The sequence below is a fragment of the Streptomyces sp. NPDC033131 genome, from assembly GCF_055578365.1.
This window is the reverse complement of sequence record NZ_JBVIPA010000044.1, coordinates 17,167-32,084: the sequence shown is the minus strand read 5'-3', so window position 1 is coordinate 32,084 and position 14,918 is coordinate 17,167. Positions and strand designations below refer to the sequence as shown.

The 14,918-nt window shown below is 71.0% G+C and carries 12 protein-coding genes; 8 read left to right on the top strand and 4 right to left on the bottom strand.

Annotated elements, in window-relative coordinates; all coding sequences use genetic code 11:
- The 7 genes from ACZ5XS_RS37850 (at nucleotide 1) to ACZ5XS_RS37820 (ending at nucleotide 6,907) form a co-directional block, all read left to right on the top strand.
- The gene (locus tag ACZ5XS_RS37850) at nucleotides 1–1,053 is read left to right on the top strand and encodes a helix-turn-helix transcriptional regulator (RefSeq protein WP_468659200.1); all 1,053 of its coding nucleotides are present in this window, start codon (nucleotides 1–3) and stop codon (nucleotides 1,051–1,053) included.
- Nucleotides 1,050–1,340 (top strand): hypothetical protein, encoded by a 291-nt coding sequence (locus ACZ5XS_RS37845; protein ID WP_468659198.1) that lies wholly within the window; start codon nucleotides 1,050–1,052, stop codon nucleotides 1,338–1,340. Before ACZ5XS_RS37850 ends, ACZ5XS_RS37845 begins: the two co-directional genes overlap by 4 nt.
- Nucleotides 1,341–1,350: 10 nt before the next feature.
- Nucleotides 1,351–1,545 carry a hypothetical protein gene (locus ACZ5XS_RS37840; protein ID WP_266442604.1) on the top strand — a complete coding sequence of 65 codons (195 nt, stop codon included), beginning with the start codon at nucleotides 1,351–1,353 and terminating at the stop codon, nucleotides 1,543–1,545.
- Between the two features lie 261 nt (nucleotides 1,546–1,806).
- The gene (gene tatA, locus ACZ5XS_RS37835; protein WP_383864993.1) at nucleotides 1,807–2,097 is read left to right on the top strand and encodes a Sec-independent protein translocase subunit TatA; all 291 of its coding nucleotides are present in this window, start codon (nucleotides 1,807–1,809) and stop codon (nucleotides 2,095–2,097) included.
- Between the two features lie 47 nt (nucleotides 2,098–2,144).
- The gene (tatC, locus tag ACZ5XS_RS37830) at nucleotides 2,145–3,092 is read left to right on the top strand and encodes a twin-arginine translocase subunit TatC (RefSeq protein ID WP_468659196.1); all 948 of its coding nucleotides are present in this window, start codon (nucleotides 2,145–2,147) and stop codon (nucleotides 3,090–3,092) included.
- Between the two features lie 31 nt (nucleotides 3,093–3,123).
- Complete coding sequence (locus ACZ5XS_RS37825) at nucleotides 3,124–4,014, top strand: diacylglycerol kinase (RefSeq protein ID WP_468659194.1); 891 nt, start codon at nucleotides 3,124–3,126, stop codon at nucleotides 4,012–4,014.
- A gap of 40 nt (nucleotides 4,015–4,054) precedes the next feature.
- Nucleotides 4,055–6,907, top strand: a complete 2,853-nt coding sequence (locus tag ACZ5XS_RS37820; protein ID WP_468659192.1) for a DEAD/DEAH box helicase — start codon at nucleotides 4,055–4,057, stop codon at nucleotides 6,905–6,907.
- Nucleotides 6,908–7,297: 390 nt separating this feature from the next.
- Here ACZ5XS_RS37820 and atzF read toward each other — a convergent pair whose 3' ends face one another.
- From atzF to ACZ5XS_RS37800, 4 genes are read right to left on the bottom strand one after another with little or no spacing between them, the layout of a single operon-like run.
- A complete protein-coding gene (atzF, locus tag ACZ5XS_RS37815) occupies nucleotides 7,298–8,950 on the bottom strand; it encodes an allophanate hydrolase (RefSeq protein ID WP_468659190.1) in 1,653 nt (550 codons plus the stop codon).
- A gap of 14 nt (nucleotides 8,951–8,964) precedes the next feature.
- A complete protein-coding gene (locus ACZ5XS_RS37810) occupies nucleotides 8,965–12,477 on the bottom strand; it encodes a 5-oxoprolinase/urea amidolyase family protein (protein WP_468659188.1) in 3,513 nt (1,170 codons plus the stop codon).
- A complete protein-coding gene (locus ACZ5XS_RS37805) occupies nucleotides 12,474–13,079 on the bottom strand; it encodes an urea amidolyase associated protein UAAP2 (RefSeq protein ID WP_468659187.1) in 606 nt (201 codons plus the stop codon). The genes ACZ5XS_RS37810 and ACZ5XS_RS37805 overlap by 4 nt, the downstream gene beginning before the upstream one ends.
- Complete coding sequence (locus tag ACZ5XS_RS37800) at nucleotides 13,076–13,900, bottom strand: urea amidolyase associated protein UAAP1 (RefSeq protein WP_468659185.1); 825 nt, start codon at nucleotides 13,898–13,900, stop codon at nucleotides 13,076–13,078. Before ACZ5XS_RS37800 ends, ACZ5XS_RS37805 begins: the two co-directional genes overlap by 4 nt.
- A 167-nt stretch (nucleotides 13,901–14,067) precedes the next feature.
- On the opposite strand from ACZ5XS_RS37800, the gene ACZ5XS_RS37795 reads away from it, so the two are divergent.
- Nucleotides 14,068–14,703 (top strand): TetR/AcrR family transcriptional regulator, encoded by a 636-nt coding sequence (locus ACZ5XS_RS37795; RefSeq protein ID WP_468659183.1) that lies wholly within the window; start codon nucleotides 14,068–14,070, stop codon nucleotides 14,701–14,703.
- Nucleotides 14,704–14,918 lie beyond the last annotated feature (215 nt).

Here is a 14,918-nt window from a genome sequence, read left to right as displayed (position 1 = left end):
GTGGTGGGAAAACCGGCCAGGCCGGCGAACGCCATCGACCAGACCCGGCGGATGCTCTCCCTGATGACGTATCTGAGGGAGCGTCCCGGCGCCCGGGTCGAGGACGTGGCCCGGGCCTTCGGGATCACCGAGGACGAGCTGGTCTCGGACCTCGACGTGCTGCCCATGTGCGGTACCAGCTTCCGCGGTGGCGATCTGCTCGACATCGACACCGACGGCGAGCGCATCTGGTGGCACAACCCCGATGACGTCGCCGAGCCCCTGCGGCTCGCCGCCGACGAGGCCACCGCTCTCCTGGTCGCCGCCCGCGCGGTGTCCACGCTGCCCGGCCTGCGCGAGAGCGACCGGCAGGCGCTGCTGCGGGCCACCGCCAAGGTGGAGGCCGCGGCCGGCGAGCAGGCCGGGGCCAGCTCCCGGCTGTCGGTGACCTTCGAGTCCGAGGGCGGCGTCTTCGCGGACGTCGACCGGGCCATCTCCGAGCGACGCCGTCTGTGGATCCGCTACTACTCGCCCGCCCGCGACGAGGTCACCGAGCGCGAGATCGACCCGATCCGGCTGGTCAGCGTCGGTCACACCTACGTCGAGGCCTGGTGCCGCCGCTCCGAGGCGCGCCGCACCTTCCGGCTCGACCGGGTCGCCGAGATCAAGATCCTCGACGAGCCGTCCGCGCCGCCCGAGGTCGAGCTGCGGGACCTGTCCGAGGGACTGGTGCAGCCCGCCGCCGAGGATCCGGAGGTGGTCGTCGAGGTCGGCCCCGGCGGACGCTGGGTCGCCGAGTACTACCCGCACGACAGTTCGGATGAACTTCCGGACGGCGGGCTGCGTATCACCCTGCGGACCCCGGAACCGGCGTCGCTCAAGCGGCTGGCGCTGCGGCTCGGGCGGGACGGCCGGATCGTCTCGCCGCGCGACCTCGCCGACAGTGCCCGCGAGGCGGCCCGCGAGGCGCTGGCGGCGTACGACGGGATCGAGGCGCACGGCGCTCCCGGAGCGCCGGTGGTCCACGACGGGCAGTACGACGGACAGGGCGACAGGCAGGAGCAGGGGCTTTGAGCGAGTCGTCGACGCCGGGCGCGGCAGTCACGGTGGCCGCCGCGTTCGCCGGGATGCGGAACGTGACCCCGGTGACGTTCAGGGCGGGCTGCCCGGACTGCCGGGGCCGCTTCGAGCTCGCCGCGAGCGCCCTGCGCCTGGCCATCGGCGCCACGAGCCGTACGACCTTCTACTCCTTCACCTGCCCCGACTGCTCGACGGTCGTCCGCAAACCGGCGGGGGAGCGGATCGTCGAGCTGCTGACGGGCGGCGGGGTCAGGACCTTGCGGCTCCATCCGACCCTCTAGGCTCGGCATCATGTTCTGGCCGATGTTCGCGGTAGCTGTGGGTTTTCTGGGTCTCGCCGTTCTCGGTGTGCTCGCCGTACGGGTCTTCCTGGAGGCTCAGCGCCTGGGCAGGCAGGTCACGGACTCGGCGCGGCGCATCAACCGGGCCGCGGAGGATCTGGAGCGTGCCTCCATGAGCGCGGCGCGCTCCGTGGACTCACTGTGAGTCGTCCAGTGTGGTCTCTGTGAGTTACGGGTGTGATGCGCTTTGGGCCACTTCGCCCTGTCGACTTGGTGGTTCCGCCAGGTACGCTGCTCGTCGCGGCCCGGAGAACGAGGCCCGGACCGCTGACCGGGAGTACGCACAGGGATTGCCAGGCGTTTACCCCTGAGCGTTACGATCGCTGTCAGCACGGTCGATCGGACACATGTCCGACCGGTCGGACAGCTCCCCACCCCAGCCGCCTCGGTGAGAAGGTAAAGACTTATGTTCGGAAGGCTCGGCGCCCCCGAGATCATTCTCATCCTCGTCGTCATCATCCTGCTGTTCGGCGCCAAGAAGCTTCCGGACATGGCGCGCTCGCTCGGCAAGTCCGCGCGGATCCTCAAGAGCGAGGCCAAGGCGATGAAGTCCGAGGGTCAGGACAACGCGTCCGCTCCCGCGGCCCCGCCGCACGACGACCAGCAGCCCCCCGTCCAGCGCACCATCCAGGCCGCTCCCGGTGACGTGACGAGCTCGCGCCCGGTCACCGAGCCGACGGACACGACCAAGCGCTGACGCAGGGCCGGTGACCTCCGGCCCGCTGCACGAGATGGGAACGTGGGTTGCTGAAGTCTGCCCGCACAGAGGAGAAGGATCCCGAGGGGCGGATGCCCCTCGGGGAGCACCTTCGTGAGCTGCGCAACCGCCTTGTCAAGAGCCTGCTGGCGATCGTTGTCACCACGGTCATCGCCGCCTTCTTCTACAAGGACATCATTCAGTTCTTCACGGACCCCATTCTGGAAGCGGTGGGGTGCAACTACAGCTTCGCCGAACTCGCGGAGAACACGGAGAACACCGAGTGCGCGCGGATCGTGCAGAACGGTCTGCTCAGCCCGTTCACGCTCGCTCTGACCGTGTCGTTGTCCTCGGGCGTGGTGCTCGCCACCCCGGTGTGGCTTTACCAGCTCTGGGCGTTCGTGGCGCCGGGTCTGCACCGGCACGAGAAGAAGTACGGCCTCGCCTTCGTGGGTGCCGGATTCCCGCTGTTCCTCACGGGGGCGTACTTCGCGTACTGGTCGCTGCCCAAGATGGCGACGGTGATGCTGGAATTCTCCATCATCGGAAGTGACAACCAGCTTCCCCTCGATGACCTTCTGCAGCTCATCATGCGGATGATCATCGTCTTCGGTCTCTCCTTCGAATTGCCGTTGCTGCTGGTGATGCTGAACTTCGGTGGCGTCCTCTCCGGCAAGAAGATGGCCGGCTGGTGGCGCGGCATGATCATGGGCATCACGCTCTTCGCCGCGATCGCCACCCCCAGCACGGACCCCATCTCCATGCTGGCGCTGGCGGGCCCCATCTGGATCATGTACTTCATGGCGACCGGTATCGCTCTCGCCAATGACAGGCGCCGGGCTCGGCGCGAGGCCGAGGGCCCCGCCGACGACGAGGCCTCCGAGCTCGACCTCACCCCCGAGGAAGTCGGCGAGGTGGAAACCGTCTCGGCCAGCCGGGCACTGCCCGAGCAGGCGAGCGCGGAACGGGTCAACGGTTATGACGACGTGACCTGACCGAGTCGGCCGCACTTGTAACGTCCGTGGCGTGACCAGCGAGATCACCCTCTTCGTCAACCCCACCGCGGGTCGCGGCCGGGGCGCCCACGCGGCGCAGCCGGCCGCTTCGGCTGTCCGGGCGGCCGGCTTCTCGGTGCGTACGGTCGTCGGCGTGAACGCCGAGGACGCCCTCGCACGCGCGCGTGCCGCCGTCGCCGACGGCACCGGCGCCCTGATCGCCGTCGGCGGCGACGGAATGGCGAATCTGGCTCTGCAGGCCGTCGCCGGAACGCGTACCCCGCTCGGCCTGGTCGCCGTCGGCACCGGCAACGACTTCGCCCGCGCCCTCGGTCTGCCCGTGCGTGACGCCGCCGCCGCGGGCCGCCTGATCGCCGACGCCCTCAAGGGCGCCCGGCTGCGCGACATCGACCTCGGCCGGGTGGACGGCCGGTGGTTCGGCACGGTCCTCGCCTGCGGTTTCGACTCCCGGGTCAACGACCGCGGCAACCGCATGCGATGGCCGACGGGGCGTCTCAAGTACGACCTGGCGATGCTCGCCGAACTCGCCGCCTTCCGCCCGTATCCGTACCGGATCACGCTGGACGACGGTGACGTCACGGAGACCGAGGCGACCCTGGTGGCCGTCGGCAACGGGTCCTCGTACGGCGGCGGCATGCGGATCTGCCCGGGCGCCGACCTCACCGACGGACTGTTCGACGTCACGGTGGTCGGGGACTGCAGCCGTACGACGCTGCTCAGGGTGTTCCCCGCGGTGTACCGGGGCCGGCACGTCGACCACCCGAAGGTCACCGTGCTGCGGGCGGCCAAGGTGGAGATCGCCGCACAGGGGATCACCGGGTACGCCGACGGCGAGCCGCTCGGGCCGTTGCCGCTGACCGCGCGCTGTATGCCGGCCGCCGTCCGGATCCTAGGGCCGTGAGCTGCGGGAATTGCATGTTTATCGTCATCGGATCCGGATAATGATCGTCCTGTTGTCAGTGGGGCCCGGTAGTCTCGAAAGCACGATGACAGAGGACCTCTCACCGGCCGAGCGGTATGCGGCAGCACGTAGGCGCGCTGTCGAGCAGGCCACCGCGCTCGCCGGTTTCCGCGAGATGTACGACTTCGGCCTCGACCCCTTCCAGATCGAGTCCTGTCAGGCGCTCGAGGCGGGCAAGGGCGTCCTGGTGGCCGCGCCGACCGGCTCCGGCAAGACGATCGTCGGCGAGTTCGCCGTCCACCTCGCCCTGCAGCAGGGCAAGAAGTGCTTCTACACGACACCCATCAAGGCCCTGTCGAACCAGAAGTACGCCGACCTGTGCCGTCGTTACGGCGCGGACAAGGTCGGCCTGCTCACCGGCGACAACAGCGTCAACTCGGACGCCCCGGTGGTCGTGATGACCACCGAGGTGCTGCGGAACATGCTGTACGCGGGCTCGCAGACCCTCCTCGGTCTCGGGTACGTGGTCATGGACGAGGTGCACTACCTCTCCGACCGCTTCCGCGGGGCCGTATGGGAAGAAGTGATCATTCACCTCCCGGAGTCGGTCACGCTGGTGTCGCTGTCGGCGACCGTGTCGAACGCCGAGGAGTTCGGCGACTGGCTCGACACCGTGCGCGGCGACACCGAGGTGATCGTCTCCGAGCACCGGCCCGTGCCGCTGTTCCAGCACGTGCTCGCCGGGCGGCGGATGTACGACCTGTTCGAGGAGGGTGAGGGCCACAAGAAGGCCGTCAATCCCGACCTCTCACGGCTGGCCCGGATGGAGGCCAGCCGGCCGTCGTACCAGGACCGCAAACGCGGCCGCGCGATGCGCGAAGCCGACCGCGAGCGGGAACGCCGGCAGCGCTCCCGCATCTGGACACCGAGCCGGCCCGAGGTCATCGAACGGCTGGACTCCGAGGGCCTGCTGCCCGCCATCACCTTCATCTTCAGCCGTGCCGCCTGCGAGGCCGCCGTCCAGCAGTGCCTGCACGCCGGCCTGCGGCTCAACGACGACGAGGCGCGGGAGAAGGTGCGCGCCCTGGTCGCGGAGCGCACGGCCTCCATCCCGACGGAGGATCTGCACGTCCTCGGCTACTACGAGTGGCTGGAGGGCCTGGAGCGTGGCATCGCGGCCCACCATGCGGGCATGCTGCCGACGTTCAAGGAGGTCGTCGAGGACCTGTTCGTACGCGGCCTGGTCAAGGCGGTGTTCGCGACCGAGACGCTGGCACTGGGCATCAACATGCCCGCGCGGTCCGTGGTGCTGGAGAAGCTCGTCAAGTGGAACGGCGAGCAGCATGCCGACATCACGCCCGGCGAGTACACCCAGCTGACCGGCCGTGCCGGCCGGCGAGGCATCGACGTCGAGGGCCACGCTGTCGTGCTGTGGCAGCGTGCCATGAGCCCCGAACACCTCGCGGGACTGGCCGGCACGCGCACGTATCCGCTGCGCTCCAGCTTCAAGCCGTCGTACAACATGGCGGTCAATCTGGTGGAGCAGTTCGGGCGGCATCGTTCGCGGGAGCTGCTGGAGACGTCCTTCGCGCAGTTCCAGGCCGACAAGTCGGTGGTCGGGATCTCGCGGCAGGTGCAGCGCAACGAGGAGGGGCTGGACGGCTACAAGGACTCCATGACCTGTCACCTCGGCGACTTCGAGGAGTACGCGCAGCTGCGCCGCGAACTCAAGGACCGGGAGACCGAGCTGGCCCGGCAGGGCGTCAGCCAGCGGCGCGTCGAGGCCGCCGTCGCGCTGGAGAAGCTCAAGCCGGGGGATGTCATCCACGTCCCGACCGGCAAGTACGCGGGCCTGGCGCTGGTGCTGGACCCGGGGCTGCCGGCCGGACGGTCGAACGGCCATCGGGGGTTCGAGCACCACGACGGACCGCGTCCGCTGGTGCTGACCTCCGAGCGGCAGGTCAAGCGGCTCGCGGCCATGGACTTCCCGGTGCCCGTCGAGGCGTTGGAGCGGATGCGGATCCCGAAGTCCTTCAACCCGCGCTCCCCGCAGTCCCGTCGGGACCTCGCCTCCGCGCTGCGCACCAAGGCCGGGCACATTCCGCCGGAGCGGGCCCGCAAGAAGCGGTCCCAGGCCGCCGACGACCGGGAGATCGCCCGGCTGCGCACGGCCATCCGCGCGCACCCCTGCCATGGCTGCAACGACCGGGAAGATCACGCGCGTTGGGCCGAGCGCTATCACCGGCTGCTGCGGGACACCTCGCAGCTGGAGCGGCGCATCGAGGGGCGTACGAACACCATCGCCCGGACGTTCGACCGGATCGTCGCGCTGCTGACCGAGCTGGACTATCTGCGCGCCGACGAGGTCACCGAGCACGGCAAGCGGCTGGCCCGGCTGTACGGCGAGCTGGATCTGCTGGCGAGTGAGTGCCTGCGGGCCGGTGTGTGGGAGGGGCTGGCCCCTGCCGAACTGGCCGCCTGTGTCTCGGCGTTGGTGTACGAGTCCCGGGTCTCCGACGACGCCATGGCGCCCAAGGTGCCCTCGGGTAAGGCGAAGGCCGCGCTCGGCGAGATGGTCCGGATCTGGGGGCGTCTGGACGCGCTGGAGGAGGACTTCCGGATCACCCAGACGGAGGGCGTGGGCCAGCGCGAGCCGGACCTCGGCTTCGCCTGGGCGGCGTACATGTGGGCTTCCGGGAAGGGTCTCGACGAAGTGCTGCGCGAGGTGGAGATGCCGGCGGGTGACTTCGTGCGGTGGTGCAAGCAGGTGATCGATGTGCTGGGGCAGATCTCGGCCGCCGCGCATGCGGAGGGGTCTACGGTCGCGAAGAACGCGCGTAAGGCCGTTGACGAGCTGCTGCGGGGGGTTGTCGCTTACTCGTCGGTGGGGTGAGTCCTCTTCGCCTTGCGCCTTGCGCCTTGCGCCTTGCGCCTTGCGCCTTGCGCCTTGCGCCTTGCGCCTTGCGCCCTGCGCCCTGCGCCCTGCGCCCTGCGCCTGGTGGCGGGGGGTGGTCGGGGCCGTGTCGGGGGGTGTCCGTCCTCGGAACGGCGCGGAATCGGTTGCCTGCCGAGGTGCCGGCGTTGACGCGCCAACCGCTGCGGGCGGACACCCCCCGACACGGCCCCTTGCCGCCGTACGCGGGTGCGGGTGGGTGGGGCTGATGTCGGTGGCTGGAGACGCGGTCCCTTTGCCGTCGTACGCCGTGCGGGTGGGTGGGGCTGATGTCCGTGGCTGGAGACGTGGTCTTTTGTCGCCGTACGCGGGTGCGGGTGGGTGGGGCGGTCAGCGGTTCAGGTATGGTCGCCAGCCGCCGTACGACGTGATGTCCTCGGCGTCCGTGAGAGCGTCCGGTTCGCACAGGAAGCCGGGGAGTCGGCTGCCGTCCGCCAGTTCCACGCTGCCCAGGGTCATCGGGCGGGGGAGGGCGGTCAGGAGTCTGCCCAGGGCTTCCGCGGGGAGGCGCCATACCTCTGTCTCGATCGCGGAACCGCCTGCGCCCACGTGGACGAGGCCCGGCTTCGGCGGTTGTGTGGCCAGTGCGTGCAGGCGGTACGCGGGTGCGGTCGTGGTCGTACGGTCCAGGCGGGCGCCCAGGGCGAGGAGTTGCGGGTTGAGAGGCTGGCCGGAGAGGTGGGCGCCCAGCACCGCCAGACGCGTCTCCGGCTGGAGCAGGGCGGCGATCCGGGCCAGGCGTTCGTCCGTGAACGCCGGGCCGATCAGCATCACTCCGAAGGGGAGGCCGTTGACCTCTCCGGCGGGGGCGGCGACCGCCGCCAGGTCGAAGAGGTTGGTGGAGTTGGTGAAGCGGCCCAGGCGGGCGTTGGCCCCCAGCGGGTCGGCGGCCACCTCGGCGAGGGTGGGATGGCCGGGGGCGGTGGGGAGGAGGAGGGCGTCCGCGTCTGCGAGTTCCGTGCGGGCGCGGGTGCGCAGGGCCGTCAGGCGGTCGGTGTCGGCGAAGAGCTGGTGGGCCGGGATGTCACGGGCGCGGGTGATGATGCCGGCGACCGTGGGGTCGAGGGAGGTGTCTTGCTCGGCCATCGCCTTGTCGACAAAGGTGCCGACTGCTGTGTAGCGCTCGGCTACGAACGCGCCCTGGTAGAGCATCGCGGCGGCCTCGGTGAAGGGGCCGAGGTCCAGTTCCTGCACTGATGCGCCCGCCTGGACGAGTTGGGTCACCGTGGCCTCGTAGGCCTGTGCCCAGCCGTCGTCCAGGTCGCCGAGCTGGTGGCGTGGCGGGACCGCGATCCGCCATGGGCCCGGCGTTCGCTGGGGGAGCGGTGGGAGGTCGCGGTCGGCCGGGGAGGCCATGTGGGCGAGTGCCTGCTCTGCCTCCGGGAGGGTGCGGGCGAAGACCGTCACGCAGTCGAGGGAGGCGCAGGCCGGGACCACGCCCGTGGTCGGGACCAGGCCGCGGGTCGGCTTCAGGCCGACGATCCCGTTGAAGGCGGCCGGGACGCGGCCGGAGCCCGCGGTGTCCGTGCCGAGGGAGAGGTCGACGATGCCGAGGGCCACCGCCACGGCCGAGCCGGAGCTGGAGCCGCCGCTGATCCTCGTCGGGTCGAGGGCGCCTCGGACGGCTCCGTACGGGGAGCGGGTGCCGACCAGGCCCGTCGCGAACTGGTCCAGATTCGTGGTGCCCAGCACGATCGCGCCCGCCGCGCGCAGGCGGGCGACGACCGGGGCGTCGGCCTCGGGGTGGTAGGCGTACGACGGGCAGCCGGCGGTGGTGGGCAGGCCGGCCACGTCGATGTTGCCCTTGACGGCGAGCAGGCGTCCGGCGAGGGGGAGCGGTTCGTGGGCGGCGACCCGTTCGTCGATCGTGCGGGCCTCCGCCTCGACCTCCGGCTGTGGGCGCAGGTCGATCCAGATCTCGGGGCGGTCGACCGCTTCGATGCGGGCGTAGGCGGCGCGGACGCGGGAGAGGGTGGTGGACATTTCTGGTTCCTCTTTCACTGTGCGGCGAGGGCCAGGACCAGAAGTGACGCCCCCGCCTCCACCTGGTCCCCGGGCCTGACCAGGATCTCCGCGACCACGCCGTCCATCGGCGCGTGCACCCTGGACTCCATCTTCATCGCCTCCAGGGCGAGCAGCGGCTGTCCGGCCGTCACCTCGTCACCCGGCTGGACATTCAACTGCCAGACGGAAGCGGCGAATTCGGCCTCGATCAGGCGGCCGCCCGGCGGGACGGTCACCTCCGCCGGCGGAGCGGCCGGAGCGGCCGCCGCCTCCGCCCTGGTGAATTCGCCCGCCGCCTCCCACGCGTCCCGCTCCGCGGAGAACGCCGTCTGCTGACGGGACCTGAACTCGTCGATCGACTCGGCGTTCCTCGCCAGGAAGGCCTGGTACTCGGCCAGCGAGAAGGTGCCCTCCTCGATGCGCGGTACGAAGCGGCCGGACGTGATGTCGGCGCGCAGGTCGATCAGTTCGTCGGCGTCGACCGGGTACCACTTGATCCGGTCGAAGAAGCGCAGGAGCCAGGGGGAGCCGGGCTCGAAGGCCCCGCGTTGCTGCCAGCCCGACCAGACCTGGGTCGTCCGGCCCACGAACTGGTAGCCGCCGGGGCCCTCCATGCCGTAGACGCACAGATACGCGCCGCCGATGCCGACCGAGTTCTCGGCCGTCCAGGTGCGGGCCGGGTTGTACTTGGTGGTCACCAGGCGGTGGCGGGGGTCGAGGGGGGTGGCGACCGGGGCGCCCAGGTAGACGTCGCCGAGGCCGAGGACGAGGTACTCCGCGTCGAAGACCGTGTCGTACACGTCCGCCACCGACTCCAGGCCGTTGACGCGGCGGATGAACTCGATGTTCCACGGGCACCAGGGCGCGTCGTCGCGGACGCCCGTCATGTAGCGGGCGATCGCCTCGCGGGTCGCCGGGTCGTCCCAGGAGAGGGGGAGGTGGACCGTGCGGGAGGGGACCACCAGTTCGTCGCTCGGGGGGAGGTTGGTGGTGATCTCCCTTACGGCGGTGAGGAGTTCGTGCTGGGGCAGGCGGTGCGGGTCCGTCTGGATCTGGAGGGAGCGGATGCCCGGCGTCAGGTCGGTGATGCCTTCCGGGCCCTGTTCGGCCACCGCCTCCATCAGTGCGTGGACGCGCATGCGCTGGGCGAGGTCGAGCTCCATCGGGCCGAACTCGACCAGGAGGTTGTCGTCGCCGCTGCGGCGGTAGGTCACCTCGCCGTCCCGGGCGAGGATGCCGCCGTCCACGATGGTGGGGCGCAGGGCGCCCGCCACGTCGACCGGCGTGAACCGCACGGTGTCGCCCGGGCGCAGCTGGCCCAGCTTCCAGCGTTCGGTGCTGATCACCGTCGCCGGGCACACGAACCCGCCGAGGGAGGGGCCGTCCGGGCCGAGCAGCACCGGCATGTCGCCCGTGTAGTCGACGGCTCCCACGGAGTACGGGGTGTCGTGGATGTTGGACGGGTGCAGGCCCGCCTCGCCGCCGTCGGTGCGCGCCCAGCGCGGCTTCGGGCCGACCAGACGGACGCCCGTGCGCGCGGAGTTGAAGTGCACCTTCCATTCGGCGGCGTAGAAGTCGTGGATGTCGTCCTCGGTGAAGAACTCCGGTGCGGCGTGCGGGCCTTCGACGGCCTTGACGTGCCACACGGCGGAGAAGTCCGGGCGGTCCGTCTGCGGGACCGGCGTGCCCTGCACGGTCGTCCCGCCGTGCAGGACGTCGCCCGTGCGCAGCGCCCGGCCGCCGTGGCCGCCGAACCGGCCCAGGGTGAAGGTGCTCGCGCTGCCCAGGAAGGCGGGCACGTCGAGGCCACCGGCGAACAGGACGTACGTCCGCAGGCCGTGCTCGGAAGGGGTGCCGATCTCCAGTACGGCCCCTGCGGGCACCGTCACCGGCTCCCACCGCGCGACCGGCGTGCCGTCGACGGTGACCGGGGCCGGTGCGCCCGTCACGCACACGGTGGTGGGGTGGGTGAAGCGCAGCGTCGGGCCCTGGAGGGTGCATTCGAGGCCGGCGGCGCTTTCCGCGTTGCCGAGTGCCTGGTTGCCGAGCCGGAAGGACAGGTCGTCCATCGGTCCGCACGGGGGTACGCCCACCTGCCAGTAGCCGGTGCGGCCCGGCCAGTCCTGCACGGTGGTGAGGGTGCCGCCGGCGACGACCTCGATGCGCGGAGTCGGATCGCTCACGGAGGTGAGCGTCGCGGTGGAGTGCGTGGCCGCGGTGAAGTCCCGGTTCGCGAGTGCCGCCCGTACCAGGCCCAGGTTCGTCTCGATGCCGTCGACGCGGGTGCGGGCCAGCGCCTCGTCCAGTCGGCGCAGGGCGTGTGCCCGGTCCGGGCCGTACGCGATGACCTTCGCGAGCATCGGGTCGTACGACGTCGTGACCTCGGTGCCGGTCTCCACCCAGCCGTCGACGCGCACGCCCGGCGGGAACTCGACCCGTGTCAACAGGCCCGCACTGGGGCGGTGGTCGCGTGAGGGGTCCTCGGCGTAGACGCGGGCCTCGACGGCGTGGCCGCGCGGGGTGCCCGGGTCGCGGACGACGTCCTGCTCGCCGCGCGCCAGCCGCAGCATCCAGGCGACCAGGTCGACGCCGTAGATCTCCTCGGTGACCGGGTGCTCCACCTGGAGGCGGGTGTTGACCTCCAGGAAGTACGCCTCCTGGCGGGCGGCGTCGTAGACGAACTCGACGGTTCCGGCCGAGCGGTAGTCGACGGAGGCGCACAAGTCGCGTGCTGCTACGGCGAGTTGTTCGCGTACGGGGGCGGGCAGGCCCGGTGCCGGGGCCTCCTCCAGCACCTTCTGGTTGCGGCGCTGGAGGGAGCAGTCCCGGTCGCCGAAGGTGACGACCCTGCCCTCGCCGTCGCCGAAGACCTGCACCTCGACATGGCGGGCGCGCTCCACCAGGCGTTCCAGGAAGACGCCGGCCGAGGAGAAGGAGGCGGCGGCGACGCGCTGCACGCGCTCCCAGGCGTCGGCGAGTTCGTCGGCACGGTGACAGGCCGACATGCCGATTCCGCCGCCCCCGCCGGTCGCCTTGAGCATGACCGGATAGCCGATCTCGGCGGCCTGTGCGAGTGCTTCGTCCAGTGACGCCAGCAGACCCGTCCCCGGCGCCAGCGGCACCCCCGCCGCCTGGGCCGCCGCCCGGGCCGTGTGCTTCGCCCCGAACAGCTCCAGTTGCTCCGGTGCCGGGCCCACGAACACGATCCCGGCGTCCTCGCAGCGGCGTGCGAAGGACGCGTCCTCGGACAGGAAGCCGTAACCGGGGTGGATCGCGCCCGCGCCGGTGTCCTTGGCCGCCTTCAGCACCAGGTCGGCGTCGAGGTACGACTCCTTGGCGGGCGCCGGGCCGAGCCGCACCGCCTCGTCGGCGAGCCGGACGTGCGGGGCGGAGCGGTCCGGATCGGAGTACACCGCGACCGTGCGCAGGCCGAGTTCGCGTGCGGTGCGGATGATCCGGACGGCTATCTCGCCCCGGTTGGCGACGAGGAGGGTGTCGAAGGTCATGCGGTGCCCGCCTCGGTGATCGTCATCTCCACCGCCGTCGGCTCGAAGCCGTTGCACGGGTTGTTGATCTGGGGGCAGTTGGAGACGAGCACGAGGACGTCGCGCTCGGCCCGCAGGCTCAGCTCGAGGCCCGGGGAGGACAGGCCGTCGACGATGCCGAGGGTGCCGTCCTTCTCGACCGGCACGTTCATGTACCAGTTGATGTTGGAGACCAGGTCCCGCTTGCTGAGGCCGTGGCGCGCGCCCTCGGCGAGGAAGTTGTCCACGCACGCGTGCTGCGACCAGGTGTGATGGCCGTACCGGAGGGTGTTCGACTCCTTGGAGCAGGCCCCGCCGACCGTGTCGTGCCGGCCCACGTCGTCGGCGAGGACGGTCATCAGCGGGGTGTGCTCGTTGGACAGCAGCACGCTGCCCGTGGTCAGGAAGATGCTGCCCTGCGCGTGGATCGTGTCGGGGGCGCTGTAGCGGACCGAGGTGTCGTGGGCGTCGTAGACGAGGAAGTCGACGGCCTGGTTGCCGTGCAGGTCGGTGACGGTGAGGGTCTCGCCGGCGCGGATCACGGACGACCAGGCGGCGCGTGCGGGAACGACGGTCGTGCTCATGCGATCCCCCTGGCGGCAAGGAACTCGGCGGTGTTCAGGAAGGCGCGGCGGCCCTCGGGCGTGGCCTCCCACAGCGGGTCGCCCGGACGGGTGGCCTCGGCGCGCCAGGCGAGCACCTCCAGCGGGGTGCTGACGTACTCGGCGCGGGGATCGGCCGGGTGGGGCACGTTGACGACCAGGACCGTCACGTCCTGCTCGGCGCGCAGCGTCACGCTGCCGCCGGGGCCGGCCGAGCCGGTGAAGTCCAGGGCGCCGTCCTCGCGGACCTCCACGCCCTGGAAGAAGGAGAGCGACGGCGGCAGGTCGCGGGGTTCCAGACCGTTCTTGGCGGCCGCCAGCTTGAACAGCTCACGTCCCGCCGGGGACGGGCTCTGCGGAGTGCCGTCGCCGTACCGCCCGCAGTTGCGGACGAGGGTGGAGGTGCCGCACAGGGCGTCGTGCCGGCCGGAGGTGTCCGAGACCACGGAGGCGAGGACCCGGCCCTGGTCGGAGAGGAGCAGCCCGTCCTCGCCGAGGTAGGCGTTCCACTGGACCTTCACCGTGTCGGCGACGTTGAGCCGTTCCCAGGGCCGGTCGGCGGCGAACAGCAGCAGGTGCGCGCAGGCGTCGCCGTGCGGGTCGGTCAGGCGCAGTTCGGTGCCGCGGGCCAGCACCCGGTGTGTGTAGTTGCCGCCCGCCACCGTCTCGGCCCACACCAGATGACCCGCCTCGCAGGGCGGGTTCGGCCAGGTGCCGGCCGGTACGACGGGCATGGCCCCGGTGCGCGTGCCCTCCTGGGCGCGGGCATGGGCGCGGGCTCCGTACGTGGTCGCTGTCGCCATCGCGGGTCCTCCGGCTCCGTGTGTCGTTCGTCCTGCTGATGCCTAATTTCTGTCGTTTGACAGAAATTAGAGGCGGGGCGGGTCGCCGGCATTGCCGCCTCGTTGCCGCTCGGTTACCGGGCCCTCACGAAGATCACCGCGGGCGGGCGTGTGCGAGGATCGAACGCATGGGGACAGCAGGTGCAGACCGGAGCCGACGGGTCGGCAGGCCGCGGGCGGCGCAGCGGCCGGACAGCGGCCTCGAACCGCGCGAGGAACTGCTCGCCGCCGCCGCGGAGCTGTTCACCACGCTCGGCTACGCGGCCACCTCCACCCGTGCCGTCGCCGAGCGGGCGGGCATGCGGCAGGCGTCCATGTACCACTACGTCTCCGGCAAGGAGGGGCTGCTCGCCGAGCTCCTGGAGTCCACGGTCACGCCCTCGCTGGCGTACGCCCGGGAACTGCTGGCCGACGACGCCACCCCGGCCGAGGGCCGGCTGTGGGAGCTGTGCCGCGCTGACGTCGAGGTGCTGTGCGGCGGGCCGCACAACCTCGGCGTCCTCTACCTGCTGCCCGAGGTGCGCACCGAGGGGTTCGCCGGCTTCCATGCCGTACGCGCCGAACTCAAGGACGCCTACCGGCAGTTGCTCGCCGCCACCGCGGCGGGCGGCACGCTCGCCAAAGGTGAGCTCGATCTTCGTACGGACTTGGTGTTCGGGCTGATCGAGGGAGTCATCCTCGTCCATCGCTCCGACCCCGAGCGCCCGGTGTCGGCGTTCGCGGAGGCCACGGCGGACGCCGCGCTGCGCATCGCGGGGGTCTGAGCTCCTCGCGCGCTCCCGCCAGGGGCACTTCACTCGTCACGGTGGGTGTTTTCGTATGCCCGTACGCCGTGACACACCGTGTGCGAATGAATGCCCAGCGTGTAAATGAAGCTGAGCGTACTCCTGTCCGCGACCCCGTTTCAGGTGCTTGCCGAATATGACACGGCGATGATCCGGTCGGACTAAGCTCGCCCGCAGCGCACCGAGTTGAGATG

What these genes read in the sequence shown, in the direction of transcription:
- ACZ5XS_RS37840 (WP_266442604.1), top strand. Translation starts at nt 1,351, where the DNA reads ATGTTCTGGCCGATGTTCGCGGTAGCTGTGGGTTTTCTGGGTCTCGCC.
- tatA (WP_383864993.1), top strand. Translation starts at nt 1,807, where the DNA reads ATGTTCGGAAGGCTCGGCGCCCCCGAGATCATTCTCATCCTCGTCGTC.
- ACZ5XS_RS37820 (WP_468659192.1), top strand. Translation starts at nt 4,055, where the DNA reads ATGATCGTCCTGTTGTCAGTGGGGCCCGGTAGTCTCGAAAGCACGATG.
- atzF (WP_468659190.1), bottom strand. Translation starts at nt 8,950, where the DNA reads ATGTCCACCACCCTCTCCCGCGTCCGCGCCGCCTACGCCCGCATCGAA.
- ACZ5XS_RS37810 (WP_468659188.1), bottom strand. Translation starts at nt 12,477, where the DNA reads ATGACCTTCGACACCCTCCTCGTCGCCAACCGGGGCGAGATAGCCGTC.
- ACZ5XS_RS37805 (WP_468659187.1), bottom strand. Translation starts at nt 13,079, where the DNA reads ATGAGCACGACCGTCGTTCCCGCACGCGCCGCCTGGTCGTCCGTGATC.
- ACZ5XS_RS37800 (WP_468659185.1), bottom strand. Translation starts at nt 13,900, where the DNA reads ATGGCGACAGCGACCACGTACGGAGCCCGCGCCCATGCCCGCGCCCAG.
- ACZ5XS_RS37795 (WP_468659183.1), top strand. Translation starts at nt 14,068, where the DNA reads ATGGGGACAGCAGGTGCAGACCGGAGCCGACGGGTCGGCAGGCCGCGG.